The 25518-nt window shown below is 64.8% G+C and carries 28 protein-coding genes; 14 read left to right on the forward strand and 14 right to left on the reverse strand.

From position 1 onward, the window contains the following. Positions 1-7: 7 nt before the first annotated feature. From HZZ13_RS07385 to HZZ13_RS07415, 7 genes are all read left to right on the forward strand, one after another. Positions 8-1795 carry a thiamine pyrophosphate-requiring protein gene (locus HZZ13_RS07385; protein WP_197958983.1) on the forward strand — a complete coding sequence of 596 codons (1788 nt, stop codon included), beginning with the start codon at positions 8-10 and terminating at the stop codon, positions 1793-1795. An 8-nt stretch (positions 1796-1803) separates the two neighbouring features. Next, the gene (locus HZZ13_RS07390) at positions 1804-2031 is read left to right on the forward strand and encodes a hypothetical protein (RefSeq protein ID WP_197958984.1); all 228 of its coding nucleotides are present in this window, start codon (positions 1804-1806) and stop codon (positions 2029-2031) included. Between the two features lie 84 nt (positions 2032-2115). Next, a complete protein-coding gene (locus HZZ13_RS07395) occupies positions 2116-2670 on the forward strand; it encodes a DUF4142 domain-containing protein (RefSeq protein ID WP_197958985.1) in 555 nt (184 codons plus the stop codon). A 159-nt stretch (positions 2671-2829) separates the two neighbouring features. Beyond that, on the forward strand, positions 2830-3417 hold the full coding sequence (locus HZZ13_RS07400; protein ID WP_197958986.1) for a phosphatase PAP2 family protein: 588 nt from the start codon (positions 2830-2832) through the stop codon (positions 3415-3417). Then, the gene (locus tag HZZ13_RS07405; protein ID WP_197958987.1) at positions 3414-3761 is read left to right on the forward strand and encodes a DUF3147 family protein; all 348 of its coding nucleotides are present in this window, start codon (positions 3414-3416) and stop codon (positions 3759-3761) included. The genes HZZ13_RS07400 and HZZ13_RS07405 overlap by 4 nt, the downstream gene beginning before the upstream one ends. Beyond that, positions 3761-4249 carry a DUF3147 family protein gene (locus HZZ13_RS07410; RefSeq protein ID WP_197958988.1) on the forward strand — a complete coding sequence of 163 codons (489 nt, stop codon included), beginning with the start codon at positions 3761-3763 and terminating at the stop codon, positions 4247-4249. The genes HZZ13_RS07405 and HZZ13_RS07410 overlap by 1 nt, the downstream gene beginning before the upstream one ends. 175 nt (positions 4250-4424) lie before the next feature. Next, positions 4425-4673 (forward strand): hypothetical protein, encoded by a 249-nt coding sequence (locus HZZ13_RS07415; protein WP_197958989.1) that lies wholly within the window; start codon positions 4425-4427, stop codon positions 4671-4673. Positions 4674-4819: 146 nt separating this feature from the next. On the opposite strand, the gene HZZ13_RS07420 is transcribed toward HZZ13_RS07415, so the two are convergent. From HZZ13_RS07420 to HZZ13_RS07425, 3 genes are all read right to left on the reverse strand, one after another. Then, entirely contained in the window at positions 4820-5023 is a 204-nt protein-coding gene (locus HZZ13_RS07420; RefSeq protein ID WP_197958990.1) for a hypothetical protein, read from the reverse strand. Between the two features lie 71 nt (positions 5024-5094). Beyond that, positions 5095-5223 (reverse strand): hypothetical protein, encoded by a 129-nt coding sequence (locus HZZ13_RS37165; RefSeq protein ID WP_283817128.1) that lies wholly within the window; start codon positions 5221-5223, stop codon positions 5095-5097. 113 nt (positions 5224-5336) lie between these two features. Continuing rightward, on the reverse strand, positions 5337-5531 hold the full coding sequence (locus tag HZZ13_RS07425) for a hypothetical protein (RefSeq protein ID WP_197958991.1): 195 nt from the start codon (positions 5529-5531) through the stop codon (positions 5337-5339). 95 nt (positions 5532-5626) lie between these two features. Between HZZ13_RS07425 and HZZ13_RS07430 the strand changes: the two genes are divergently transcribed. Continuing rightward, the gene (locus HZZ13_RS07430; protein ID WP_197959174.1) at positions 5627-6139 is read left to right on the forward strand and encodes a DUF4142 domain-containing protein; all 513 of its coding nucleotides are present in this window, start codon (positions 5627-5629) and stop codon (positions 6137-6139) included. 3 nt (positions 6140-6142) lie between these two features. Here the strand turns inward: HZZ13_RS07430 and HZZ13_RS07435 are convergent, their stop codons facing one another. Beyond that, positions 6143-6436, reverse strand: coding sequence for a hypothetical protein (locus HZZ13_RS07435; RefSeq protein WP_197958992.1), 294 nt, complete (start codon positions 6434-6436; stop codon positions 6143-6145). A 283-nt stretch (positions 6437-6719) separates the two neighbouring features. On the opposite strand from HZZ13_RS07435, the gene HZZ13_RS07440 reads away from it, so the two are divergent. Together HZZ13_RS07440 and HZZ13_RS07445 are read left to right on the forward strand one after the other, a co-directional pair. Then, positions 6720-13013 carry a HAMP domain-containing protein gene (locus tag HZZ13_RS07440; RefSeq protein WP_197958993.1) on the forward strand — a complete coding sequence of 2098 codons (6294 nt, stop codon included), beginning with the start codon at positions 6720-6722 and terminating at the stop codon, positions 13011-13013. Positions 13014-13026: 13 nt separating this feature from the next. After that, a complete protein-coding gene (locus HZZ13_RS07445; protein WP_197958994.1) occupies positions 13027-14514 on the forward strand; it encodes an HWE histidine kinase domain-containing protein in 1488 nt (495 codons plus the stop codon). Here the strand turns inward: HZZ13_RS07445 and HZZ13_RS07450 are convergent. Then, a complete protein-coding gene (locus HZZ13_RS07450; protein WP_197958995.1) occupies positions 14511-14732 on the reverse strand; it encodes a hypothetical protein in 222 nt (73 codons plus the stop codon). The two genes, HZZ13_RS07445 and HZZ13_RS07450, sit on opposite strands and share 4 nt — an antisense overlap. A gap of 139 nt (positions 14733-14871) precedes the next feature. On the opposite strand from HZZ13_RS07450, the gene HZZ13_RS07455 reads away from it, so the two are divergent. Further along, the gene (locus tag HZZ13_RS07455) at positions 14872-15129 is read left to right on the forward strand and encodes a hypothetical protein (RefSeq protein ID WP_197958996.1); all 258 of its coding nucleotides are present in this window, start codon (positions 14872-14874) and stop codon (positions 15127-15129) included. A 98-nt stretch (positions 15130-15227) separates the two neighbouring features. Here the strand turns inward: HZZ13_RS07455 and HZZ13_RS07460 are convergent, their stop codons facing one another. Next, complete coding sequence (locus HZZ13_RS07460) at positions 15228-15449, reverse strand: hypothetical protein (RefSeq protein WP_197958997.1); 222 nt, start codon at positions 15447-15449, stop codon at positions 15228-15230. A 115-nt stretch (positions 15450-15564) separates the two neighbouring features. Between HZZ13_RS07460 and HZZ13_RS07465 the strand changes: the two genes are divergently transcribed. Next, positions 15565-15759 (forward strand): DUF3072 domain-containing protein, encoded by a 195-nt coding sequence (locus HZZ13_RS07465; protein ID WP_197947653.1) that lies wholly within the window; start codon positions 15565-15567, stop codon positions 15757-15759. Between the two features lie 69 nt (positions 15760-15828). After that, positions 15829-16122, forward strand: coding sequence for a DUF6496 domain-containing protein (locus HZZ13_RS07470; protein ID WP_197958998.1), 294 nt, complete (start codon positions 15829-15831; stop codon positions 16120-16122). Positions 16123-16128: 6 nt separating this feature from the next. Here the strand turns inward: HZZ13_RS07470 and HZZ13_RS07475 are convergent, their stop codons facing one another. Continuing rightward, on the reverse strand, positions 16129-16491 hold the full coding sequence (locus HZZ13_RS07475) for a hypothetical protein (protein ID WP_197947655.1): 363 nt from the start codon (positions 16489-16491) through the stop codon (positions 16129-16131). Positions 16492-16762: 271 nt separating this feature from the next. Next, positions 16763-18316 carry a Do family serine endopeptidase gene (locus tag HZZ13_RS07480; RefSeq protein ID WP_197958999.1) on the reverse strand — a complete coding sequence of 518 codons (1554 nt, stop codon included), beginning with the start codon at positions 18314-18316 and terminating at the stop codon, positions 16763-16765. A gap of 206 nt (positions 18317-18522) precedes the next feature. Between HZZ13_RS07480 and HZZ13_RS07485 the strand changes: the two genes are divergently transcribed. Next, a complete protein-coding gene (locus tag HZZ13_RS07485) occupies positions 18523-19359 on the forward strand; it encodes a universal stress protein (protein WP_197959000.1) in 837 nt (278 codons plus the stop codon). Between the two features lie 18 nt (positions 19360-19377). Here HZZ13_RS07485 and HZZ13_RS07490 read toward each other — a convergent pair whose 3' ends face one another. From HZZ13_RS07490 to HZZ13_RS07515, 6 genes are all read right to left on the reverse strand, one after another. Continuing rightward, on the reverse strand, positions 19378-19590 hold the full coding sequence (locus tag HZZ13_RS07490; protein WP_197959001.1) for a hypothetical protein: 213 nt from the start codon (positions 19588-19590) through the stop codon (positions 19378-19380). Between the two features lie 168 nt (positions 19591-19758). Then, on the reverse strand, positions 19759-21609 hold the full coding sequence (locus HZZ13_RS07495) for a putative bifunctional diguanylate cyclase/phosphodiesterase (protein ID WP_197959002.1): 1851 nt from the start codon (positions 21607-21609) through the stop codon (positions 19759-19761). A gap of 251 nt (positions 21610-21860) precedes the next feature. After that, positions 21861-22598 carry a ribulose-phosphate 3-epimerase gene (rpe, locus tag HZZ13_RS07500; protein ID WP_197959003.1) on the reverse strand — a complete coding sequence of 246 codons (738 nt, stop codon included), beginning with the start codon at positions 22596-22598 and terminating at the stop codon, positions 21861-21863. Further along, positions 22595-23527, reverse strand: a complete 933-nt coding sequence (gene cbbX / locus HZZ13_RS07505) for a CbbX protein (protein ID WP_197959004.1) — start codon at positions 23525-23527, stop codon at positions 22595-22597. The genes rpe and cbbX overlap by 4 nt, the downstream gene beginning before the upstream one ends. A 99-nt stretch (positions 23528-23626) precedes the next feature. After that, positions 23627-24034: a ribulose bisphosphate carboxylase small subunit gene (locus HZZ13_RS07510; RefSeq protein ID WP_197959005.1), complete on the reverse strand. Its 408-nt coding sequence runs from the start codon at positions 24032-24034 to the stop codon at positions 23627-23629. 11 nt (positions 24035-24045) lie between these two features. Further along, positions 24046-25506 (reverse strand): form I ribulose bisphosphate carboxylase large subunit, encoded by a 1461-nt coding sequence (locus HZZ13_RS07515; protein WP_197959006.1) that lies wholly within the window; start codon positions 25504-25506, stop codon positions 24046-24048. Positions 25507-25518 lie beyond the last annotated feature (12 nt).

Here is a 25518-nt window from a genome sequence, read left to right on the forward strand (position 1 = left end):
GCCCGCAATGTCCCAGACCGTCTCCGATTTCATCATTCAGCGCCTGCATCAATGGGGCGTGCGCCACGTCTTCGGCTATCCCGGCGACGGCATCAACGGCGTGTTCGGTGCGATGAACCGGGCGGGCGGCAAGATCGGCTTCGTGCAGGCGCGGCACGAGGAGATGGCGGCGTTCATGGCAACCGCTTACGCGAAATTCTCGGGCGAGCTCGGCGTCTGCATTGCGACCTCAGGTCCCGGCGCCTCGCATCTCGTCACCGGGCTTTACGATGCGCTGCTCGATCACCAGCCGGTGCTGGCGATTGTCGGCCAGCAGTCGCGCAACGCGTTGGGCGGCCATTATCAGCAGGAACTCGACCTGCTCTCCATGTTCAAGGACGTCGCCGGCGCCTATGTCATGCAGGCCTCCTCGCCCGCGCAAGTGCGGCACCTGATTGACCGGTCGGTGCGGATTGCGCTGGCGCGGCGGACTCCCACCGTCATCATCTTGCCCAACGACTTGCAGGAGGAGCCTTACGAGGACCCGCCGCGCGCCCACGGCACGCTGCATTCCGGCGTCGGGTACAGCGCGCCCAAAATCGTCCCTCGTGATGCCGATCTCGACCGCGCCGCGGAGATCCTCAATGCCGGCAAGAAGGTCGCGATGCTCGTCGGCGCCGGCGCGCTTGGCGCCACCGATGAAGTCATCGCGGTCGCCGACCGGCTGTCGGCGGGCTGCGCCAAGGCGCTGCTCGGCAAGGCCGCGCTGCCCGATGACCTGCCATGGGTCACCGGCTCGATCGGCCTGCTCGGCACCGAGCCCAGCTACACCATGATGATGGAATGCGACACGCTGCTGATGGTGGGCTCGGCCTTTCCTTACGCCGAATTCCTGCCGAAGGAAGGCAGCGCGCGCGGCGTGCAGATCGACATCGACGCCAGCATGATGTCGATCCGCTTTCCCATGGAGGTCGGCCTCGTCGGAGATGCCACTGAGACGCTGCGCGCATTGCTGCCGCGGCTGAAGCCCAAGAGCGACGGCGCCTGGCGCCAGGGCATCCAGGAGGACGTTGCGACATGGTGGACGACACTGGATGCCCGCGCGCATCAGCCCGCCGCGCCAGTCAATCCGCAGCTCGTCGCCTGGGAATTGTCTCCGCGCCTGCCCGACCGCGCCATCATCACCAGCGATTCCGGCTCTTGCGCCAACTGGTTCGCCCGCGACCTGAAGATGCGGCGCGGCATGACGGCCTCGCTCTCCGGCGGCCTCGCCTCGATGGGCGCTGCGGTGCCTTACGCGCTCGCGGCCAAATACGCCCATCCGGACCGCCCCGTGATTGCGCTCGTCGGGGACGGTGCCATGCAGATGAACAACATGGCGGAGCTGATCACCGCTGCGAAGTATTGGCGCGACTGGAAGGACCCGCGTTTCATCGTCTGCGTCTTCAACAACGAGGACCTCAACCAAGTCACCTGGGAGCAACGGATCATCAACGGTGATCCCAAGTTCGAGGCGTCACAGCGCATTCCCGATGTCTCCTATTCGCGCTTCGCCGAGCTGATCGGCCTGCGCGGCATCTTCGTCGACAGCCCACAGCTGCTCGGCTCGGCCTGGGAGCAGGCGCTGGGAAGCGAGATGCCCGTCGTGCTGGAGGTGAAAACCGATCCCGAGGTGCCGCCACTGCCGCCGCACATCACCTTGCAGCAGGCCAAGAACTTTTCGCTCGCCGTGATGAAGGGCGACCCGAACGAGAGCGGGATGATCAAGGGAGCAGCGCGGCAGGTGCTGGAATCGATCCTGCCCGGAAAGCAATGAGGTGAGCCATGGGTGACTTCCGCGACATCCGGCACGGCGTCAACGATCCGGTCGACGGTCTCGACGTCAAGCGCCGGATCAACGACAACCGCACATCCCACGAGCAGGCGCAGCACCACGCTGATGTACGCGCCGACGCAACCGTTACGCCGGCCGAACCGTTCCTGCCCGAGCGGCTTCGACGCAAGCCGACAGATCCGATCAATCCGCGCACCGGACGGAATCCCACGGATTAGCCGTTAGGAACCTCGGCTCGGGCGGCGTGTTGGTCGGCGCACGTCGCCGGCAAGCGGCCGCGCGACCTATGGGAAGGATTGACCATGAAACGCACCATCATCGCCCTGGCCTGCATGGTTCTCGCAGGCCCCGCGCTCGCCCAATCGCTGGGCGAAAAGACCGGCGTGAATTCGGCGCTCGGCGTTGCGCCTGCGACCGCAGACTTCGTCACCCAGGTCGCGATCAGCGACATGTTCGAGATCGAATCGAGCAAGCTCGCCCAGCAGAAGGGCAACGCGGAAGAGAAAACCTTCGCGCAGCAGATGATCACCGATCACACCAAGACGAGCACCGAGCTCAAGGGACTGGTCGGCAATGGCAAGGTCCAGATCACGCTGCCGACGGCGCTCGACAGCTCGCATCAGAGCAAGATCGACAAGCTCAAGAATGCGAGCGGCAAGGACTTCGGCTCGGACTATAATTCCTATCAAGTCAGCGCGCATGAAGATGCCGTGTCGCTGTTCGAGCGTTACGCCAAGGGCGGTGACAATGCCGAGCTCAAGGATTGGGCCGGCAAGACGCTGCCGGCGTTGAAGCACCACCTCGACATGGCCAAGAACCTCGGCAGGGCGCCGAGCGTCGGCCAATCCAAGAAGTAACGCATTGCTGAGAGATGCCGGCCCTGCCGGCGTCCTGCCTGGCGCGCGATGAAAACGTCATCGCGCTGCCCCTGGGCGGTGCCTGCCGGTTAGCCCAGGAACTTTCCTTGTTTCGAGGCTTTACAAAACTGTCATGGAGGAAATGTCGCCGACGGACCGATGGCCTTAGTAACAGTCAAACCCACCCGGATCGATACGGCGATCGCCAACGAGATCGCGCACAATACCAACTCGGGGCTCGAGCATGCCGCCCAGGCCATGACCTGGGGCGCCGACGAGCGTATCCTGGTCGCGCTGGCGGCGGCGGGATGGCTCTACACCCACCTCCGGCATCCACAGCAGCGTCGCGTGGCCGATCACGTCCTGGTCGTGTCGCTGGTGACAGCCGTGTTGCCGCATGTCCTGAAATCCGTGTTCGATCAGACGAGGCCCGACCGGCTGACCGTGAGCGGCCACTGGCGCGGTGTTCCCGTTTCGGGGCGGGCCCGCGACGCGTTTCCCTCGGGTCACGCCGTACATATGGGCGCCCTTGCCTCGGCTGCCGGCCTGTTGCCGCCGGCCCCGCGCAATTTGGTGCGATCGTTTGCGGTAACGCTGTCCCTGACGCGCCTCGCGCTGCTCGCGCACTGGGCCAGCGACGTCGTGGCAGGTTTCACGCTCGGCATCGTCGTCGAGCGCCTGTTCAGGCCGTTGACGCTGGCGAAGTCACGGCCCCGGCGCCGCGAGGCTTCGGAGGGAGGGCCATGACCGAATATCTCGTACGCTTCGTCGCCGGTGGCCTGATCGTATCCGTCTTCGCGATCGCAGGTGACATGCTGCGGCCGAAGAGCTTTGCCGGGCTGCTCGGCGCCGCACCGTCGGTGGCGCTTGCCACCCTCGGCATCGCAGTGGTCCAGCACGGCCCGCAATATGCTGCGGCCGAGAGCTGGACGATGATCTATGGCGCCATCGCGCTCGCCTGCTACAGCGTCGTCGTCTGCCACCTCCTGATGAGGTTCCGTGTCGGCGCGCTTCCAGCAACCATCGTTGCCTTCGCTGCGTGGCTCGTGGTCGCCTTCGGCCTGCTCGTCGGCCTGGGAGGTACCGCCTGATGCTGGTGAAGCTATCGACATCGGCGCTGAAACAGACGCGGTGGTACGAGTACGCCGTTCGATTCGTGCTCGGCGGCGGTGCGACGGTGCTCGCGGGCGTTATCGGTTCGAAGTTCGGCCTGTCCGTCGGCGGGCTCTTTCTTGCTCTTCCGGCCATCTTCTGCGCCAGCGCGACGCTGATCGAAAGCCACGAGCGCCACGCCAAGGAGAAGGCGGGCCTGAGCGGGCGGCGTCGCGGACAGAAGGCCGCGGCGCTCGATGCCGCCGGCGCCGCACTCGGCAGCATCGGCCTCGCTGCGTTCGCCGCCACCTTCCATATTGTGGTCGGGGCAAGCGCCGCCTTCGCTTTCATCGCCGCGCTGACGGTCTGGGCCGTCGTGTCCGTGTCGGCCTGGTGGCTCAGGCGCAAGCTTCGCATTGTCTCGCACAGATCGCGCCGATCAGGCCATTCGCCGTCGGCAACGGGCTCCCGCTTCGTAAAGCCCTAGCTCGCTTTCGCCGCTGTCGAAGGCTGCGATTGCGCCGGCTGCAGGCGGCGCTCTTCTAAATAATTGATTCTATTTTGTTTTCTTACTCATTGGGCGGGTTTGTCGGCTTTCGCGGAACTCTCATCAAGTTGGTTCGTTGAGTAAACTACTCAACTTACTCATTTGCGTGATCGCCATGAACGACCTTCGCGCCGAGCGCCTTCAGGTCATGCTCTCGCCGGAAGAACTGGCCGCCATTGACGATTTCCGGTTCAAACACCGCATGCCGACGCGGGCGGCCGCAGTCCGCGAGCTCCTGAAGTTCGGACTGGCCGCTGTGGGCGTCGATGCCACCGCCGGCGTCAAGTCAAGCAGCTTCGGCGTGTTCGGCCGCGGGCCCGACGGACATACCCAAGGGGATCCAGAGAGCGGCGGTAGCGGCTAACGCACGGAAGCACGGTCCATAGCAAACGGCCCCGGCACGGTAGGTGCCAGGGCCGTCCTTGGAGATTGCTTCCGGCGCACCGGGGGCATGACAGCCGGAAGCAATCCGTCGACTCTTCCCGCGCGACTTCGTTCCTCGTGAGAGAGCTATCCTGTGGCGTCGCTCGAGCCGTCCGGCATGGCGCCGGAACCCGGCGTCTTGCTGTTGTCGTTCAGCTTGGGGTCGCGCGTCGCTTCACGGGAGGGTGAGCCTTTCGGATCCGTCTTGTGCACGGATTGCGCACGCTTCTTGTCGCGCGGCTGCTCCTCTCCGCGCTGATTCTTGACGATGCCTTGGTCGGAATGGGCCATGATGCGCTCTCGCTTCTGCTGATGTGTCGGAGCGCTTACGCAGTGCGGCCGCGAATGTTCCGCTGCAGCAATCAGCTGCGCGCCGCGTGGACGGCAGATGCGTTCTCGATATGCACCTGTCGCACCGTCGTCACCGTCGCGAACGCGACGGAGACGCCAAAGGCGAGAATGAGGGAAAGCAGAGCCAGACGTGGAGCCATCGCCAAACCTCCTTCTGCAACTGGAAATCGCCGCAGTCGACGTTCCCGGATGATGCCAAATCAGTTGCGCCCCTTCCGTGAGCGGTCTCACATGCAGGTTCGCGCGGACGAGCTCACCCGTTCTGCTTTGGAGCTGCACCGACGGGAACAGGCGAAACTTCGCCGTCGAGCCAATCCTGCTCGTTGGCGAGTGCCGTCCAGGCGTCGGCCATGCGCGAATAGCGCTTTTGGGCGGGCTGTCCGTCGGCACGCTCGGCGAGCTGAAGACAATTGTCGGCGTTGTCTCTGAAGATGTCAGACTGTTTCATGTCAAAGACGTGGGGACGGAACTCTTGCCTCGCAAGCCGCTTACCGGATCGTAATAGTCAGGGAACTTTCGCACACCGTGACCCATTTGATATCGATGCGAGTTGTCGCCGCAATCATCCTGGCATTCATCAGCAGCTCGGCGCCTGCCGACAGCGGTGGCGAACGAAAGGCCGGCGAATGGCCACCCTCCGCGACCGAGGTGATCAGCGGCGTCTACGCTTTCAGTCGATTCCAACAGGGACTTCTCGAGAACACCGACCTCAAGGGCAACGCGGAGGTCAAGAATCTCGCCGCCCTGCGCGCCGAGGAAGCGGTCAAGCGCGACAAGAAACTGAGAGAGGTCCAGGAGGCTATCGGCGCGGAACTGCACCTCGGCAGGTCAACATCCTCGAGCGCGAGCCTCGTCGAGCCGGAAATGTCGGATGGTCCGGCCTACGTCAGAAGTTTCTATGCCGCGCAGATTCCCGAGTATGAATCCATCATCGGCCTGCTCGAGCGCTATCTGGCGGCGCCGGACAACGCGGCGCTCGCAGCGTTCGCGCGCGAACAACTGCCGCTGCTGCGTGCCCAGGTCAGGGACGCCGAGCGCACCATGGCGGACAAATAGCCTCTACCTGTCGCTCGGTCGTTGCTGGCTCTGCGGCCGCACGGTGCGGTCGCTCTCCGGCATCTTGTCGCGACCCGCATCGCCGGTGTCGTCCTTGCCGCCGGAAGACGACGTGCCGCTTCCGCTTGGATTCGAGCGGGTGGCCGCGCCGGTGGTCGGCGTATCCGCCTGCGGGTTGGCGGAGCTTGCAGCGGGGTCGCCTGTCACGGAGCCGCGCCCGCTTGGCGCACCGCCCTGCGCCAGCGCCGATCCCGCGGCCAGCACGGTGATCGCGATGGCGACAATTGCTGCTTTCATGTCCGTTCTCCCTGTCTGCGCTGGCTAACCGTCAGGCTCGGCGCTCCGTTCCGAAGGATGCATGCGGACGAGGGCCTCTGGGGTGACCCGCCCCCGCGGCCTTTTTCCTGCCGGAGCACATGGAACCAAACCCGCGGATCGTCGTTACCTCGATTGGGCTGAGCAAGGCTGGTTCCATTTCCTGGCGCCACACGTTGGCGCTTGATTTCGAATTTGGCTGACGCTCTTATTTCGACCAACGCGTCTTGCCTTGGATTCGGCGGACGCCTGCGGGGGAAACAGTATGAGCGACCTCGATCCCGGAACTGCATCACGCTCCGGTCGTCGCGTCCCAAAGCCAAAAATCAACGGTACTTCCGAGCCGGATTCCCGAGCAGAACTGCTGCTCGCCTTGCAGGCGATGCGCAGCGGCGACTTTTCGGTGCGCATGAGCGGCGACTATCTCGGCATTGACGGCAAAATTGCCGACACTCTTAACGAAATCATCGCCGCCAACCAGCGCATGGCGCAACAGCTCGAGCTGGTCGGTCAGGTGGTGGGACGCGAAGGCAAGACGCGCCAGCGCGTGAAGTTCGGCCTCGCCTCGGGCTCCTGGGCCGACATGGAAGGTTCGGTTAACACGCTGATCGACGACCTGTTGTGGCCGACGCGCGAGGTGACGCGCGCCGTCGCGGCCGTCGCACAAGGCGACCTGCTGCAGACCGTCAAGCTCGACGTCGACGGCCGTCCGCTCGGCGGCGAATTCCTGCAGTCGGCGACCATCGTCAACACCATGATCAAGCAGCTCGGCGTGTTCACCTCCGAGGTGACGCGCGTTGCGCGCGAGGTCGGCACCGAGGGCAAGCTCGGCGGCCAGGCCCAGGTGCCGGAGGTGACCGGCGTCTGGAAGGACCTCACCGAGAGCGTCAACTCGATGGCGAACAACCTGACCAACCAGGTTCGCAACATCGCCGAGGTGACGATCGCGGTCGCCAATGGCGACCTCTCCAAGAAGATCACGGTCGACGTCCGCGGTGAGATCCTGCAACTCAAGGAAGCCATCAACACGATGGTGGATCAGCTGCGCTCGTTCGCCTCCGAAGTGACGCGCGTGGCGCGCGAGGTCGGTACCGACGGCAAGCTGGGCGGCCAGGCCATCGTGCCGGGCGTGGCCGGCACCTGGAAGGACCTCACCGACTCCGTCAACGCGATGTGCGGCAACCTGACCGCGCAGGTGCGCAACATCGCCAACGTCACCACCGCGGTGGCGCGCGGCGACCTCTCGCGCAAGATCACCGTGGACGTGCGCGGCGAAATCCTGGAGCTGAAGGACACCATCAACACCATGGTGGACCAGCTCAACTCGTTCGCCTCGGAAGTGACGCGCGTGGCGCGCGAGGTCGGCACCGAGGGCAAGCTCGGCGGCCAGGCCCAGGTGCCCGGCGTGGCCGGCACCTGGAAGGACCTCACCGACAACGTCAACTTCATGGCCTCGAACCTGACCGCGCAGGTCCGCAACATCGCCGACGTCGCGACCGCGATCGCGAGCGGCGATTTGTCGAAGAAGATCACGGTGAACGTCTCGGGCGAGATCCTTCAGCTGAAGGAGACGCTCAACACCATGGTCGACCAGCTCAACGCCTTCGCCGGCGAAGTGACGCGCGTCGCCCGCGAGGTCGGCACCGAGGGCCGGCTCGGCGGCCAAGCCAACGTGCTCGGCGTCGCCGGCACCTGGAAGGACCTGACCGAGAGCGTCAACTCGATGGCCTCGAACCTGACCGCGCAGGTCCGCAACATCGCCGAGGTGACGACCGCAGTCGCCGGCGGCGACCTCTCGAAGAAGATCACCGTGGACGTGCGCGGTGAAATTCTGGAGCTGAAGGACACCATCAACACCATGGTGGACCAGCTCAACGCCTTCGCCGGCGAAGTCACGCGCGTGGCACGCGAGGTCGGCACCGAAGGCAAGCTCGGCGGTCAGGCGGTGGTGCGCGGCGTCGGCGGCACATGGAAGGACCTCACCGACAGCGTCAACTCGATGGCCTCGAACCTCACCGGCCAGGTCCGTAACATTGCCGAGGTCGCAACCGCGGTGGCGAAGGGCGACTTGTCCAAGAAGATCACGGTGAACGTCTCGGGCGAAATCCTTCAGCTGAAGGAAACGCTCAACACCATGGTCGACCAGCTCAACGCCTTCGCCGGCGAAGTGACGCGCGTCGCCCGCGAGGTCGGCACCGACGGCAAGCTCGGCGGCCAGGCCGACGTGCCCGGCGTCGCCGGCACCTGGAAGGACTTGACCGACTCCGTCAACTCGATGGCGGGCAACCTCACCGCCCAGGTTCGCAACATCGCGGAAGTTGCCACCGCCATCGCCGGCGGCGACCTCTCGCGCAAGATCACCGTGGACGTGCGCGGCGAGATCCTTCAGCTCAAGGACACGCTGAACACCATGGTCGACCAGCTCAACCGCTTCGCGGGCGAGGTGACGCGCGTGGCGCGCGAGGTCGGCACCGAAGGCCGCCTCGGCGGCCAGGCCAACGTGCCCGGCGTCGCCGGGACCTGGAAGGACTTGACGGACTCCGTGAATTCGATGGCGGGCAACCTCACCGCCCAGGTCCGCAACATCGCCGAGGTGACGACCGCGGTCGCGCGCGGCGACCTCTCGCGCAAGATCACCGTCGACGTGAAGGGCGAAATCCTCGAGCTGAAGAACACCATCAACACGATGGTGGACCAGCTCAACGGCTTTGCCGGCGAAGTCACGCGCGTGGCGCGCGAGGTCGGCACCGAAGGCAAGCTCGGCGGCCAGGCCGAAGTGCCCGGCGTCGCCGGCACCTGGAAGGACCTCACCGACAATGTCAACTTCATGGCCTCCAACCTGACGGCGCAGGTCCGCAACATCGCCGAGGTCGCGACCGCGATCGCCGGCGGTGACCTGTCGAAGAAGATCACGGTGGACGTACGCGGCGAGATCCTTCTCCTGAAGGATACGCTGAACACCATGGTCGAGCAGCTCCGCTCCTTCGCCGCCGAAGTCACGCGCGTGGCGCGCGAGGTCGGCACCGAGGGCCGGCTCGGCGGCCAGGCCGTCGTGCCCGGGGTCGGCGGCACCTGGAAGGATCTCACCGATAACGTCAACCTCCTGGCTGCGAACCTCACCACGCAGGTCCGCAACATCGCCGAAGTCACCACGGCGGTCGCGCGCGGCGACCTCTCGCGCAAGATCACGGTGGACGTGAAGGGAGAAATCCTCGAGCTGAAGAACACCATCAACACCATGGTGGACCAGCTCAACGCCTTCGCCGGCGAGGTGACGCGCGTGGCGCGTGAGGTCGGCACCGAGGGTAAGCTGGGCGGCCAGGCCCAGGTGCCCGGCGTCGCCGGCACGTGGAAGGATCTCACCGACACCGTCAACTTCATGGCGGCGAACCTGACCGAGCAGGTGCGCGGCATCGTCAAGGTGGTGACCGCGGTCGCCAATGGCGATCTGAAACAGAACCTCACGGTGAAATCGAAGGGCGAGGTCGCGGCGCTCGCCGACACCATCAACAACATGACCGAGACGCTCGCGACCTTCGCCGATCAGGTGACCTCGGTGGCGCGCGAGGTCGGCGTCGAAGGCCGGCTCGGCGGCCAGGCCAACGTGCCCGGCGCTGCCGGCACCTGGAAGGATCTCACCGGCAACGTCAACCTGCTCGCGGCCAACCTGACCTCGCAGGTGCGCGCGATCGCGGAAGTCGCAACTGCGGTGACCAAGGGCGACCTGACGCGGTCGATCCAGGTCGACGCCCGCGGCGAAGTGGCGGAGCTGAAGGACAACATCAACACGATGATCACCAACCTCCGTCTCACGACGGAGCTGAACACCGAGCAGGACTGGCTCAAGACCAACCTCGCCAAGTTCACCAACATGCTCCAGGGCCAGCGCGACCTCACGACCGTCGGCCGGCTGCTGCTCACCGAATTGTCGCCGCTGGTGAACGCCCACACCGGCGTGATCTACCAGGTCGAAAACGAGAACGATCCCCAGCTCCTGCTGCTTGCCTCTTACGCCAGCGACGGAGTCTACCCTTATCTGCCGGTGCTGCAGTTCGGCGAAGGCCTGATCGGCCAGTGCGCCCTCGACAAGCGGCCGCGCGTTGTCTCCGACATTCCGTCGGACGTGGTGCCGATCAACTCGGCGCTGTTCCGCGTCGCACCGAAGAACCTCGTCGTGCTCCCGGTCCTGTTCGAAGGCCAGGTCAAGGCCGTGATCGAGCTCGCCTCGCTGGTCTCCTTCACGACCTCGCAGATGACGTTCCTGGAGCAGCTCACCGACTCCATCGGCATCGTGCTCAATTCGATCGAGGCCACGATGCAGACCGAAGGCCTGCTCAAGCAGTCGCAGCAACTCGCCGGCGAGCTGCAGACGCAGCAGCGCGAGCTGCAGCAGACCAACGACCAGCTCGAGCAGAAGGCGCAGCAGCTCGCCGAGCGCAACGTCGAGGTGGAACGCAAGAACCAGGAGATCGAGCAGGCCCGCCGCGCGCTCGAGGAGAAGGCGACCGAGCTCGCGCTGACCTCCAAGTACAAATCCGAATTCCTCGCCAATATGAGCCACGAGCTGCGCACGCCGCTGAACTCGATCCTGATCCTCGGACAGCAGCTCAGCGACAACCCCGATGGCAACCTCTCGGCCAAGCAGGTCGAATTCGCCCGCACCATCCACGGCGCCGGCACCGACCTGCTCAACCTCATCAGCGACATTCTCGATCTCTCCAAGATCGAGTCCGGTACCGTGACGGTCGATGCCGAGGAAATCCTGACCGCGAACCTGCTCGAGACCGTCGGCCGGCCGTTCCGGCACGAGGCGGATAACCGCAACCTGTCATTCAAGATCGACGTCGATCCGAATCTGCCGCGCAGCATCGTGACCGACTCCAAGCGGCTGCAACAGGTGCTGAAGAACCTGCTCTCCAACGCCTTCAAGTTCACCGCCGAAGGCGAAGTGCGCCTGAAGGTCGCCGGCGCGGTCGGCGGCTGGGGGACAGATCATCCGGTGCTGAACTCGGCGCCGGCCGTGATCGCCTTCGAAGTGTCCGACACCGGTATCGGCATTCCCCTGGAGAAGCAGAAGCTGATCTTCGAGGCGTTCCAGCAGGCCGATGCCGGCACCAGCCGCAAATACGGCGGCACCGGGCTCGGCCTTGCGATCAGCCGCGAGCTGGCCAGCCTGCTCGGCGGCGAGATCCACCTGCGCAGCGCGCCGGGCAAGGGCTCGACCTTCACGCTCTATCTACCCTTGAAATATTCCGGCCCGACCCTCGCGCCGCGGGCGCCGGCGTCACAACAATACAGCCAGCCGCCGGCGCTGCAGCCTGCGGCGCCTGACCAGCAGCGCGTTATCGAACAGCTGCCGGACGACCGCCTCAACCTCGAGCCCGGCGACACCATCCTCCTGATCGTCGAGGACGACCCGCATTATGCCCGCGTCCTGGTCGATCTGGCCCGCGACAAGGGCTTCAAGGTTCTGGTCGCCGCGCGCGGCGCCGAGGCCCTCGATCTCGCCAAGCAGTACCAGCCGACGGCCGTCTCCCTCGACGTGTTCCTGCCCGACATGCTAGGCTGGACCGTGCTGAGCCAGCTCAAGCACAATCCGCTCACCCGCCACATCCCGGTCCAGATCATCACGCTCGACGAGGATCGCCAGCATGCGCTGGCCCGCGGCGCCTTCTCCTTTGTCAACAAGCCGACGACGACCGAGGGCGTCTCGGCCGCTCTGACGCAGATCAAGGAATATGCGCGGCCGCGGCGCAAGCGGCTCCTGATCGTCGAGGACAACGAGGCCGAGCGGCTCTCGATCCGCGAGCTGCTGCACCACGACGACATCGAGATCCTGGCCACCGATACCGGGGCCGGCGCGCTCACGACGCTGCGCGAGCAGCCCTGCGATTGCGTGGTGCTCGACCTCAGGCTGCCCGACATGAGCGGCTTCGAGGTGCTCGATCAGATCCGCAACGACGAGTCGCTATCGAACATCCCCGTCGTGGTGTTCACCGGCCGCGAGCTTTCCGCCGAGGAGGATGCCGAGCTTCACACCATGGCACGCAGCATCGTGGTCAAGGGCGTGGAATCGCCCGAGCGCCTGCTCGACGAGACCGCGTTGTTCCTGCACCGCGTGATCACGGAGCTGCCGATCGAGAAGCAGCGCATGCTGGAGAAGCTGAACAGTTCCGACGAGGACCTGATCGGCAAGACCGCCCTGCTCGTCGACGACGACGCCCGCAATATCTTCGCGCTGTCCAGCGTGCTGGAACGGCGCGGCATGAAGGTGCTGACGGCCACGACCGGCAGCGAGGCGGTGACACTGGTCGAATCCAATCCGGAGATCGCGATCGTGCTGATGGACATCATGATGCCGCAGATGGATGGCTATCAGACCATCGGCGTGATCCGCGAGAACCCGGCCTTCGCCCGTCTGCCGATCATCGCGTTGACCGCCAAGGCGATGAAGGGCGACCGCGAGAAATGCCTCGAAGCCGGCGCGTCCGACTACCTCGCCAAGCCGGTCAACACCGACCAATTGCTGCTTGCGATCCGCATGTGGCTGCATCGCTGAGTTGGGCCCGCGTATGGACCAGGAAAAGGTCAACATCCTGCTCGTCGACGATCAGCCGGCCAAGCTGCTCGCCTACGAAGTGATCCTGAAGGATCTCGGCGAGAACCTCGTGATCGCCTCCTCGGGCCGCGAGGCGTTGGAGGTGCTGCTCAAGACCGAGATCGCGGTGATCCTGGTCGACGTCTGCATGCCCGAGCTCGACGGCTTCGAGCTCGCCGCGATGATCCGCGAGCATCCGCGCTTTCAGAAGACCGCCATGATCTTCATCTCGGCCATCCAGGTCAGCGACATCGACCGGCTGCGCGGTTACGAGATGGGCGCGGTCGATTATGTGCCGGTGCCGGTCGTGCCGGAGGTACTTCGCGCCAAGATCAAGGTGTTTGCCGAGCTCTACCGCAAGACGCGCGAGCTCGAACGGCTGAACCACGAGCTCGAGGACCGCGTCCGCGCCCGCACCGCGGAACTGGAAGCTTCCACCGCGAAGCTGCGCGAGAGCGAGCAGCGGCGGAGCATGGCGATCGCGGCCGGCAAGATGGGGTCCTGGGACTGGGACTGGATCAGCGGCGACTGGATGTGGGACGAGGGGCAATACCGGATCTTCGGCGTCAGTCCCGAGAATTTCGAGGTCAATCCGGCCAACGTTCAGGCCCTGTTGCACCCTGACGACGTCGACCAGTTGCGCAAGGCGATCGCCGAGTTCAACAAGGGCACGCGCGCCTACGAGACGGAGTTCCGCATCATGCGGCCCGACGGCGAGGTGCGCTGGTGCGTCGGCACGGCGGCCGCGACCACGGACGAGAGCGGACGCGTGGTGCGCGTCAGCGGCGTTACCGTCGACATCACCGAGCGCAAGCGCGCCGAAGAGAGGCAGAACCTGCTGGCGCGGGAAGTCGATCATCGCGCGAAGAACGCGCTGGCGCTGGCGCAGTCGATCGTGCGCCTCACCCGGGCCGACGAGGTCAAGGCCTATGTCAACGCCGTCGAGGGGCGCATCAATGCGCTGGCGCGCGTGCACACCATCCTGTCGCTGTCGAGCTGGCAAGGCGCCGAGCTCTCCAGGCTCATCGACGAGGAGCTTGCGCCCTATTCGCTCGGCGACCAGATCAAACTGGCAGGGCCCGAAGTTCAGTTGCTGCCGGCGACGGCCCAGACCCTGGCGCTCGCACTGCACGAGCTCTTCACCAACTCGGCAAAGTACGGCGCGCTATCCACCCGATCGGGGCGGCTCGCGATCGATTGGCAGGTCGACGACGAGCTGCTCACGCTGAGCTGGGAGGAATCCGGCGGCCCCCTGGTCAAGACCCCGAAATCGCGCGGCTTCGGCACGCGAAGCCTGCTTGCGAGCATCGAGTCCCAGCTTGGCGGACAGGCGCAGTTCGATTGGCGCGCCGAAGGCCTGTTGTGCCGTCTGGAGGTGCCGTTGACACGCAAGACCGCGACGGCTGCACCTGGCAAGTTCGACACCGCGGGCGCTGCCGAATTGCAGCGCGCATCCGGCTAGCCGGACGCTGCGCTCGTCTTGCGCTGAGCGGTGCGCGGTTCACGCGCGATGCGCCCCTCGAGCCAGGCTTCCGTTCGCGCGAGATCGCGCAGCGCCCGGGCGTAGCGGCGAGCCGCGCTCCGCTCCGCGCCACGCGGGAGCTTGCGCGCCTTGCGCAGGATGTCCGCGGCTGCGTTGCGATAGGCCAGCGAGCGGTAAAGAAAGACGACCTTACCCATATCGATGTTCCCGTTTTGCTGGCGCCCATCTTGGCAAGCCCCGCATGAACGCCGGATGAAGCGGGTGGTAACAATTCCTTCCGCGGAACGGAACCAGGGAATCGCATGCGCGTTGGCTTGGCAGTCGGGATGCCGTCCCATGCGCACCAAGAAGTCGTCTGAGCTGATCTCCGCCAGCGGCCTTATCAAGCTGATGACGCATGCGATGATGGGCGCAGCGCTCGGCCTCACCTTCAGCCTCGCGCTCGTCCTGTCCAATCCAGCCGTCGCCAACCTGCTGAACAATGGCGGAAGCCAGGCCGCCATAGTCTTCACCATCATCTTGGTGACGACCTTCGCGATCGGCGCGACGCTCACCGGCGCCGTGTTTATCCTGGCCGAGGACGACCAAACTTGAAGCGTGCGTGACGCAAGCTCCGCATCGGGAGGCCCTTTCGTCTTCTATGCCTTATCGTGGGTTCGACACTCGGCCCTCAGTATCTGGCGCCCACGATCTCAGGGACGCTCGGCTGCGCGCGCGGGATTGCCGCCTGTCTTCACGGCACGAAGCCGCACCCGGTCGCGGACGTCAGGCAGCACGTCGCTACCGCCGGCCGCCCTCCATTCGGCAATCAAGAGGTTGATTTTCCGGCGCAGGTCCATCTGCGCCAGGGCCCTTTCCGTGCAGTCGCGATCGCGCTCGACGAGGTCGCGCACCGACGCCTCGACGTCGGCCATCTCCAGCCTCAAGGCTCTGATTTTACGTCGAATTTCATTAATTCTGTTGTCCATGGCTTGTTAGAACAAAATAAGAACATATAGTCAAGTCACGATTTCGGGACGGAGAAGCCAGATGCAGGTTCAAGGTAAATACGACGCCAAATTTTTCCTGAGCGAGCAGATGACGCGGGCACAGGGTCTCAAGCTGAAGCGGCTCAGCGAAGAGGCCTATCAGCCCGGCCAATATGCGCGGGATCTGTCCTTCAGCGAGGCGGCCCGACGCATCCAGGCGCTGGAAGCGGAGATCGAGCTGGCAAATTCCTTCTAGGCTGCGCGGTCCACGCTCCCGGAACCATGGCTGTGCCGAATGGTTCTCCTCTTCCGAGGGAGAACAGGCATGGCACGCAAGGCAAAGAAACGCCGCTACTCACGCAGCTCGGGCAGCGATGTCGCCAGCGAGATGCGGCGTTACAAGAAGGGCACCGCGAAGAGCGGCCGGGGCGGGCGCGGCGGCCGCGTCAAGAGCCGCAAGCAGGCCATCGCGATCGGGCTGTCGAAGGCACGCAAGAAGGGCAAGAAGGTCCCGAAGAAGGCTTCGAAGCGCAAGAGCGCCAAGAAGACGTCCAAGAAATCGTCGAGGACGTCGTCGAAGAAATCATCGAAGCGCAAATCATCCAAACGGTCGCGCTGACCGGTCTCAGATCATGCTGCCCGGCATGAAGCAGCGGATCGAAATCCCGAACGCAGTCTTGACCGGCCATACCATGGTGCGGCCCGCCCGGTTCGGCTCGGTGATGACGGCCTCATCCGGCACGTCGATCCACTGCCCGTCGAGGCGGACACGGTAGCGCCCGTTGTGCGACTCCCAATCGGGATCGGCGACGGCGAAACCGTCCGCATCCGAGCAGCACGGACCGAGATGGCTGCGCAAACTGTCGAACCATGGCTTCAGAGGGGAATTCGCGTAGCGGCCGTCGTCGCGCCCGAGCGCGTTTCCGCCCGAGAGCACCAATGCCGCCACCAGCAGCGCACTCCTGAGCGAGAGCTTCAATCGATCCATGTCGGCACCGATCACATGTGAACCACCGGCGAGTTCCACAAAGCGCCGGGAGGTTCGAAGTTCCACGCTTGCAACCCCTTTCAGTGGCGACGTTGCCGCAGAAGCACCGAGGCGCCTTGCGAGTGTGATCAGCGATCACGGCTTTTTCGGACGCACCGCGTCACCATCGCTGCCGTTAACGAGAATGTTATCGGGCCTTGGCGAGCTTGATTGCGCGTGCGAAAGGCGGCCCGAGGCCGCCTTTCTGGACTTGTAGCGGTCGAGGTTCGCGTTAGGCGAGTGGCACCGCGACGAAGCGGGTGGCTTCCGCGCCTCTGACCTGAAGCAGCACGCTGCGCTTGCCCGACGATTTGGCCTGCGCCAGCTCGGAGCGCACCTCGTCGACATTGCTGACGGCCTTGCCGCCGACATTGAGGATGACGTCGCCGGTCCGGATGCCGCGTTGCGCGGCCGGGCCTTGCGGATCCACCTCGGTGACGACGACGCCCTTCTGGCCTGCGCCCTGGACGTCACCTGCGGGCGCCAGGCTGAGGCCGAGGCGCGGCGTGCCGGCACCCGGCTGCCCCCTGCCCTCGTCGGCATTGCCCTTGCTATTGCCCTTGGCCTGCCGCTCGTTCGGCAATTCGCCGAGCGCCAGGGTCACCGTCTTGCTGTCGCCCTTGCGGGAGACATCGAGCGTCACGGACGTACCCGGCGCCAGGCCGGCGATGGTGCGGGCGAGATCGCGGGAGTCCTTGATCGCGGTGCCGTTGACGGCGGTGATGACGTCCCCCGCCTCGATGCCGGCCTTCGCCGCCGGGCTGCCATCCTGCGGATTGTCGACGATCGCGCCGCGCGCCTCCTTGAGGCCGAGGCTCTCGGCGATATCCGACGTCACGGGCTGCACCTGCACGCCGAGCCAGCCCCGGGTGACCGCGCCCTTGTCCTTCAATTGCGCAACGACGAGCTTGGCGGTCGAGGCCGGAATATCGAAGCCGATGCCGACCGAGCCGCCCGAAGGGGAGAAGATCGCAGTGTTCACGCCGATCACGTTGCCGTTCATGTCGAAGGCCGGGCCGCCGGAATTGCCCTTGTTGATCGGTGCGTCGATCTGGATGAAGTCGTCATAGGGACCGTTGCCGATGTCGCGGCCGCTGGCCGAGACAATGCCGGCGGTCACGGTGCCGCCAAGACCGAAGGGATTGCCGACCGCGACGACCCAGTCGCCGATGCGCGGCTTCTGGTCGGAAAATCTGACGAACGGAAAGTCCTTCTTGCCGTCGACCTTGATCAGCGCGAGATCGGTCTTCGGATCGGTGCCGACGACCTTCGCCGTGTAGGTCGTGCCGTCGTCCATCGTCACCTGCACGGACTCGGCGTGATCGACGACGTGATTGTTGGTCACGGCATAGCCGTCGGCGGAGATGAAGAAGCCGGAGCCTTCGCCCGTGATCATCTGGTGGCGCTGGCGCGGCATGCCGTTCGCGCCGCCAGGGAAGCGAAAGCCGAACTGTCGCGAGAACTGGTCGAACGGCGTGTCCTCGTCCGAACCCATGCGGTTCTGCTGCAGCATCGCGCTTTTGTCGTTGTCCTGATCGATTCTGACCCGCACCGAGATCACTGCGGGTTTGACCTTGCTGACGAGATCGCCGAAGCCGGGCGGCGTCGCGGCGGCTTCGGCCGCCTGCGCCGGCGCAATCAAGGCGTTGATGCCGTACGGCGAGATGCCCGGTGCAATGGCCAGGGCGGCCACGCCGAGCGCGGCCACGGTGCCGAGTAGCGCGAGCCGGCGTGGCCGCAAGATCTTGCGAGGCGTGGTGATGTCGGAATTGACGCGATCGTTCATGTCGAAATGTCCATGTTGAGCTGGTGTCGCCTTGCCCTCAACATGGTCGCTGCCACCTTACGGCGTCCCGTCCGTCCGATTAAATCTCGGCAAAGAACGGTTGAGCCGACGCAGCAGGCAATCCGGACGTTTGATGCAGCTCAACACGCTTCCCTTGCGCAGTGAAAAAACTGCGCTCCTCGGATGATGTCCACTGGAGGCGCGCCATGTACAAAGACATTCTCGTCCACATTCCCACTGAACGTCCCATGCGTCCCGCGATCGACGGCTCGATCTCGCTCGCGGCGAACCTCAACGCGCATCTCGACGTGGTCGCGGTCGGCTATGTCGCCACCAGTACGGCTTACGTCATGGAAGGCGGCGCGGCGGTGGCGGCCGTGTTCGAGCTGGAACGCGAGCGTGCCGTGGAGCGGGCCGAGGCTGCGCTTGCGGTATTCAAGAGCGAGGCGGCGAACGCCGGCATCTCCTATACCTGCCACGCACTCGGCGCGATCCCGGCGGATGCCGCCGGTTCGCTCGGCGAGATGGCACGGCTGCACGATCTCAGCATCGTGCTCCAGCCCGATCCGGCGCAAGGCTCGTTCGACAACGACATGCCGAGCGAGATTCTGTTCCAGTCGGGCGGCCCGGTGCTGTTCCTGCCCTACACCTTCCGCGGAGCCTTCAAGGCGAACCGGATCGGCATCTGCTGGGACGGCAGCCGGCTCGCTGCCCGCGCCATGCGCGATGCAGCCCCGTTCCTGGCGCGCGCCGCCGAGATCGTGATCATCAGCGTCAACGAGACCGACGCCGTAGCCCGCGAAGCTTCAGCGAGCGGTCTGGCCAGACATCTCGGCCGGCGCGGACTGTCGACCCGCACAGTGAGCCTGACCGCCACGCGCGCCGACATTCAGCCGACGATCCTTTCGTTGGCGGCTGACGAGAGTCTCGATCTGCTGGTGATGGGCGGCTACGGCCATTCGCGGTTGCAGGAGCGCGTTCTCGGGGGCGTCACCCGCGCCATGCTGGAAGCCATGACGGTCCCGACGCTGATGTCCCATTGATGAGCCGGCTTGGCGCCGTCACGCCGCGACGGGAGCCTCCCTCGTGGCCCGCGCGGCGGCGTCCTCGTCGCGATGCCCGTTACACGCGGCGAAGTGCGCCTTGAGCTCGATTTCGGCGAGATGTTCGAAATGTTCGGCTTGGCCGAGGAGTTCCCAGTTCTGCAGCGGCCGGTAGGCCGCCTGCTGACGGCAGAGGGACGCCAGCGCCCGGTAGCGACGTACGTTCTCCATGAGACCCTCCCTCGCGTTCACAGGCTTATTGCCCTGATTTGCGTCAGGCCAATGGCGTTTATGCAAAACATTTGCTGCGCCCACAACGCGCCCGAACCAAGTTATTTTTTCGAGAAGCGCCGCTAAGGTTTTAGTTCCAAACGTCCGCCTGGAACCAGGTACCCAACGCTAGGCGTAGAGGCGGCGCTCTACGGCGACGCCGACCAGGTCGAGATAGCGTTCGATCAGGTCGGGCCGGCCGACGAGATAGCCTTGCATCTCCTCGCAGGCCTCGCGGGCCAAAAAGGCGCGCTGGGCTTCCGTCTCCACCCCCTCGGCAATCACCGGGATCTTCAGGGCGTGCGCAAGGCTCAGGACGGCGCGGACAATCTCGGCCGATTGCGTTGTAGCCTCCAGGTTGGAGATGAAACTGCGGTCGATCTTGATCTTGTCGAACGGGAACGACTGCAGATAGGACAGCGAGGAATAGCCGGTGCCGAAATCGTCCATGGCGATGCGGATGCCGAGCGCCTTCAGCCGCCGCAGCAGATTGAGCGCGCGGGTGAAATCGCCGATCAGCACGCCCTCGGTGATCTCGACCTCGAGCCGCGTCGGCGTCAGCCCCGTCTCCAACAGGATCTGGTGGACCGAACGCTCGAGATCGCCGGCCTGGAACTGGACCGGCGATAGATTGACCGCGACCTGCAGCGGCCGCGGCCAGGATGCCGCCTCGCGGCACGCCTCACGCAGGACCCATTCGCCGATCTCGACGATCAGCCCGTTCTCTTCCGCGAGCGGAATGAACTGGTCCGGCGGCACGAAGCCGCGCGTCGGATGGTTCCAACGCAGCAGCGCCTCGAAGCCGATGACCTCGCCATCCACCCGCGCCTGCGGCTGGAAATAGACCAGGAACTGGTTCTGCTCCAGCGCCTGCCGCAGGTCGTGCTGCAACAGCCTGCGGTCGCGCAGCTCCTGGTCCATCTCGGATTCGAAGCAGCGGACCCGGCCCCTGCCCTCGCGCTTGGCGCGGTAGAGGGCCGAGTCGGCGTTGGCGAGCAGCGTGGCGGCGTTCACGCCATCGTCCGGATAGAACGCGATGCCGACGCTGAGGCTTACGTGGGAGAGATAGTCGTCGACCTCGAGCTCCTTGCCGATCGTCTCGACCAGGCGTTCGGCCAGCGCCAGAACGTCCTCACGGCCGGCATCGTCGGGCATCAAAATCATGAACTCGTCGCCGCCGATGCGGGCGACGAAGGCGCCTTCGGCTTCCGCGGCGAGCCGGTCGGCCGCCGCCCGCATCAGCATGTCGCCGACGGGGTGACCGAACACGTCGTTGACCTCCTTGAAGCGGTCGAGATCGAGGCTCAGCACCGCAAAGCTGGTCGACGCCTCCTCCGCCCGCTCCAGCCGTTCGTCGAGCGCCGCGTTGAAGGCGCTGCGGTTCGGCAAGTCCGTGAGCACATCATGCTGCGCGAGATGGCTGATGCGCTGCCGGGTGGCGACGCGCTCCGTGACGTCCTCGATCACGCCGACCAGATATTGCGGATCCCCGTTGCCATCTGTGATCAGCATTTTGCGTGAATTGACCAGTCGGTCGCGGCCTTTGATGCCTACTTCGAGCAGATGCTCCTCGAGAGACATCGGCATGCCGCTGGCGACGACGCGTCTATCCTGCTCGTTGACCACGCGGGCCACGTCGGCCGGGAAGATCTGTTCGGGCGTTCGCCCCAGCATCTGTTCGCGCGGCATGCCATAATAGCCTTCCCCGGCTCGGTTGAGCAGGATGTAGCGCGAACTCGTTGCGCATTTCGCGAAGACGGCGATCGGGATGTTCTCGATGATGGTGTCGAGGAATTCGCGGGTCCGCAACAAATCCTGCTCGGCCTCGTCCTGCGCTTGCGCGCGCCCGTCCGTGATGCGTTGACGCTCACGGGTCTCGTAGGCCGCGCTGACGAGCTCGCCCAGCTTGTCGAGATCGACCTGCCCAGTTGCGTCGGTCGCGCAACGAAGCTGCTCTGCGTACAAGCGATGTAGGCTCACATCATCGCTCCACGTCGCACGCAGACGTCATGCCCGCAAATTGTTCCAGTCCGCATCCGCGTGCCTCTTGCGCTCCTAAACCAGAGATTGAGACGACTAGAGTTGCGCGAGCGTTAATCGTGCGTTCGTCTCAAAGACGTGGTTAGCCCGGCCTGAAGGAAGGGACGGCTTTTGCACGGGAGTCCCGTAAAAGCCCGGAGAGAATTGCCACGGTTTGAGACAACCGGCACCGGAGCGGTGTGGTCAGCAATCTAGCGGATACGCGAAGTCTCCCTGGTCCGTAGCGCCTGTGCGGAAATATCCTGCAGTCTTGTAACCCGCGCCGCCTCTGCTGCGAGGCGAATGGCTGCGATGTTTGCGGCATATTCTGCGCAATTCTTGCCGCGAAATACTGCAGAGCCCGCGACGAGCGTATCGGCGCCGGCCGCGGCAACGGTCACCGCAGTGTCGCCGGTGATGCCGCCATCGACCTCGAGCCGGATCGGCCGGTCGCCGATCATGGTTCGAATTCGTCCGATCTTCTCGATCTGGGACTCGAGAAACGACTGGCCGCCGAATCCGGGATTGACCGTCATGACAAGCACGAGGTCGATGCGGTCGAGCACATATTCGACGACAGCTTCCGGCGTTGCCGGGCACAAACTGACGCCGGCCTTCTTGCCGAGCGCGCGAATGGCCTGAAGTGAGCGGTCGAGATGCGGGCCTGCTTCGACATGAACGGTAATGACATCCGCTCCGGCCTTCGCGAACGCCTCGATATAGGGATCGACCGGGGCGATCATGAGATGCACGTCGAAGACCTTCTTCGTCATCGGCCGGATCGCCTTGATGACATCGGCACCGAAGCTGATGTTCGGCACAAAGTGGCCGTCCATCACATCGCAATGGATCCAGTCGGCGCCAGCCGCGTCGATCGCGGTGATCTCCTCGCCGAGACGGGCGAAATCGGCGGCCAGGATCGAGGGAGCGATGAGGATCTCCTTGGTCATGACTTTGCACTCCGCGTGTCGGCGCCACCGCTGAAGACCCGGCTCGCCAGGACGTCCGCGGGATCGACCGTTTCGAGGTCGGCGACATCGAGCATGCGATCGAGATCGGACACCAGGCGATCGGCCTGCCGCAGCCGGATGCGGTCGACGGCGTTGCGGATCGAGCGCGCGTTGGAGAAGAACGGCTGGGTCCGGCGCAGCGCGATGTATTTCTCGAACGCCTCGCGCGCCGCGGTCGAGAAGCGATAGCCACGCTCCTTCAGCATCAGCTCGGCTATGACGAGCAGCTCGGCCTCTGCATAGTCGGGAAATTCGATGTGGTGGGCGATGCGCGAGCGGAAGCCGGGATTCGAGGCGAAGAAGCTCGTCATGCGCTCGCCATAGCCGGCGAGGATCACGACCAGGTCCTCGCGCTGGTTCTCCATCACCTGGAGCAGGATCTCGATCGACTCCTGGCCGTAGTCGCGCTCGTTGTCGGGACGATGCAGGTAATAGGCCTCGTCGATAAACAGCACGCCGCCCATCGCCTTCTTCAGGATCTCCTTGGTCTTCGGCGCGGTGTGGCCGATATACTGGCCGACGAGATCGTCGCGCGTCACCGAGATCACCTGCCCGCGCCGCACGAAGCCGAGACCGTGCAGGATCTTGGCCATGCGCAGCGCGACGGTGGTCTTGCCGGTTCCGGGGTTACCGGTGAAGGACATGTGCAGCGTCGGCGGTGCAGAGACCAATCCAGCGCGCTGCCGGATACGTTCGATCAATAGCAGCGAGGCGATCTGGCGCACGCGGCTCTTCACCGGCTTCAATCCGACCAGCTCCTGCTCGAGCTGCTGCAGCGTGTCGGTGATCCCGGCCGCTTCGGCCTCCTTGCGAAGATCGAAATGGGTCTCGTTGTGTTCGGTCGTCGTTGCGTGGGGCACATCGAGCATCGGAGCCTCGAAAAAAAGGGCTTCGCCGCGTGGGAGGCGGCGAAGCAGTTGGTCCGCCAAGGATGCGGAGCAGGGAGAGCTCCGCGCGGAAGCGGATAGTTAAGTCGACGCGTGCGCGGCCTGCCGGCGCACAGTGGTGTAACGGATCGCGCGGCCGCCGACCTCCTGTCGCACCAGTTCGAACTCCGCCTCTCGCGGCGGCCGGTTGACGAGGAAGGAGATCCGGACCGATTCCCAGCCATGACTGGAATCGAAGCCGCTGATCCGGATGTAGCGATCGCCATAGACCCTGCGGCATTCGGCGAGCTCCATCATCACGCCGGCAGCGTCCTGGAGGTCGAACATCGGCAGGCCCCACATCTCCCAATAGATGTTGCGGGGATGCGGATCCTCGGTGAACTCGATGTTCACCGCCCAGCCGTTGGCGAGACAGTACTGCACCTGGCGGGTGATCTGCTCGTCGGTCAGATCCGGCAGATACGAGAAGCAGCCCTGGGTGATCTTCATCTCAAATCTCCTCAGACGGTTTCCAGCGCCGTCGGCACGAAGTCCGGCGTGTCGGTGGATTGATAGTTGAAGGTGACGTCCTTCCAGACCTCGAGCGCGGCCTTCAGCGGCGTGCAGGTCTCGGCTGCCCTGGCAAGGATCTCCGGACCCTCGTTGACGTAATCGCGGCCCTCATTGCGGGCGAGGATCATCGCTTCCAGCGCCACGCGGTTGGCGGTCGCGCCGGCCGCAATGCCCATGGGATGGCCGATGGTGCCACCGCCGAACTGCAGCACGACGTCTTCGCCCAGGAGGTCGAGCAGCTGGTGCATCTGCCCGGCATGGATGCCGCCGGAGGCGACCGGCATCATCTTGTTCAGGCTCGCCCAGGACTGGTCGAAGAACAGGCCATGCTCGAGCTTGGCCGGGTTGAAGTCCTCGCGGCAAACGTCGTAGTAGCCGCGCGTGGTGTTGGGATCGCCTTCGAGCTTGCCGACCACCGTGCCGGCATGGATGTGGTCGACGCCGGCAAGCCGCATCCATTTGGCGATGACACGGAACGACACGCCGTGGCTCTTCTGCCGGGTATAGGTGGAATGGCCGGCGCGATGCAGATGCAGAATCATGTCGTTGCGCCGCGCCCACTTGGCCATGGACTGGATCGCGGTGTAGCCGATCACGAGGTCGATCATCACGATGACCGAGCCGAGTTCTTTTGCGAACTCGGCGCGCTCGTACATGTCCTCCATCGTGCCCGCGGTGATGTTGAGGTAGGTCCCTTTCACCTCGCCCGAGGCGGCCTGCGCGCGGTTCACCGCCTCCATGCAATAGAGGAAGCGGTCGCGCCAATGCATGAAGGGCTGCGAGTTGATGTTCTCGTCGTCCTTGGTGAAGTCGAGCCCGCCCTTCAGCGCCTCATAGACCACGCGGCCGTAATTGCGACCCGACAGACCCAGCTTCGGCTTCACGGTCGCGCCGAGCAGCGGCCGGCCGAACTTGTCGAGCCGCTCGCGCTCCACAACGATGCCGGTCGCCGGTCCCTGGAACGTCTTCACATAGGCGACGGGAAAGCGCATGTCCTCGAGCCGCAACGCCTTCAGCGGCTTGAAGCCGAACACGTTGCCGATGATCGAGGCCGAGAGGTTGGCGATCGAGCCCGGCTCGAACAGGTCGAGATCATACGCGATGTAGGCGAAATACGAGCCGGGCGAGCCCGGAACGGGATCGACGCGATAGCACTTGGCGCGATATTTCTCGGCCGCGGTCAGGCGATCGGTCCACACCACGGTCCAGGTCGCGGTCGAGGATTCGCCTGCCACAGCAGCTGAGGCCTCGATCGGGTCGACGCCTTCCTGCGGCGTGACGCGGAATAGCGCGATGACGTCGGTGTCCTTCGGCGTGTAGTCGGGCTCCCAATAGCCCATGCGCTTGTATTCCATCACGCCGGAGCGATAGCGCTCTTTGCCGCGGACCGTGCCTGCATGTGCGTTCATGTCTCTCTCCTG

The organism is Bradyrhizobium agreste (genome assembly GCF_016031625.1).
Classification (GTDB): Bacteria; Pseudomonadota; Alphaproteobacteria; order Rhizobiales; family Xanthobacteraceae; genus Bradyrhizobium; species Bradyrhizobium agreste.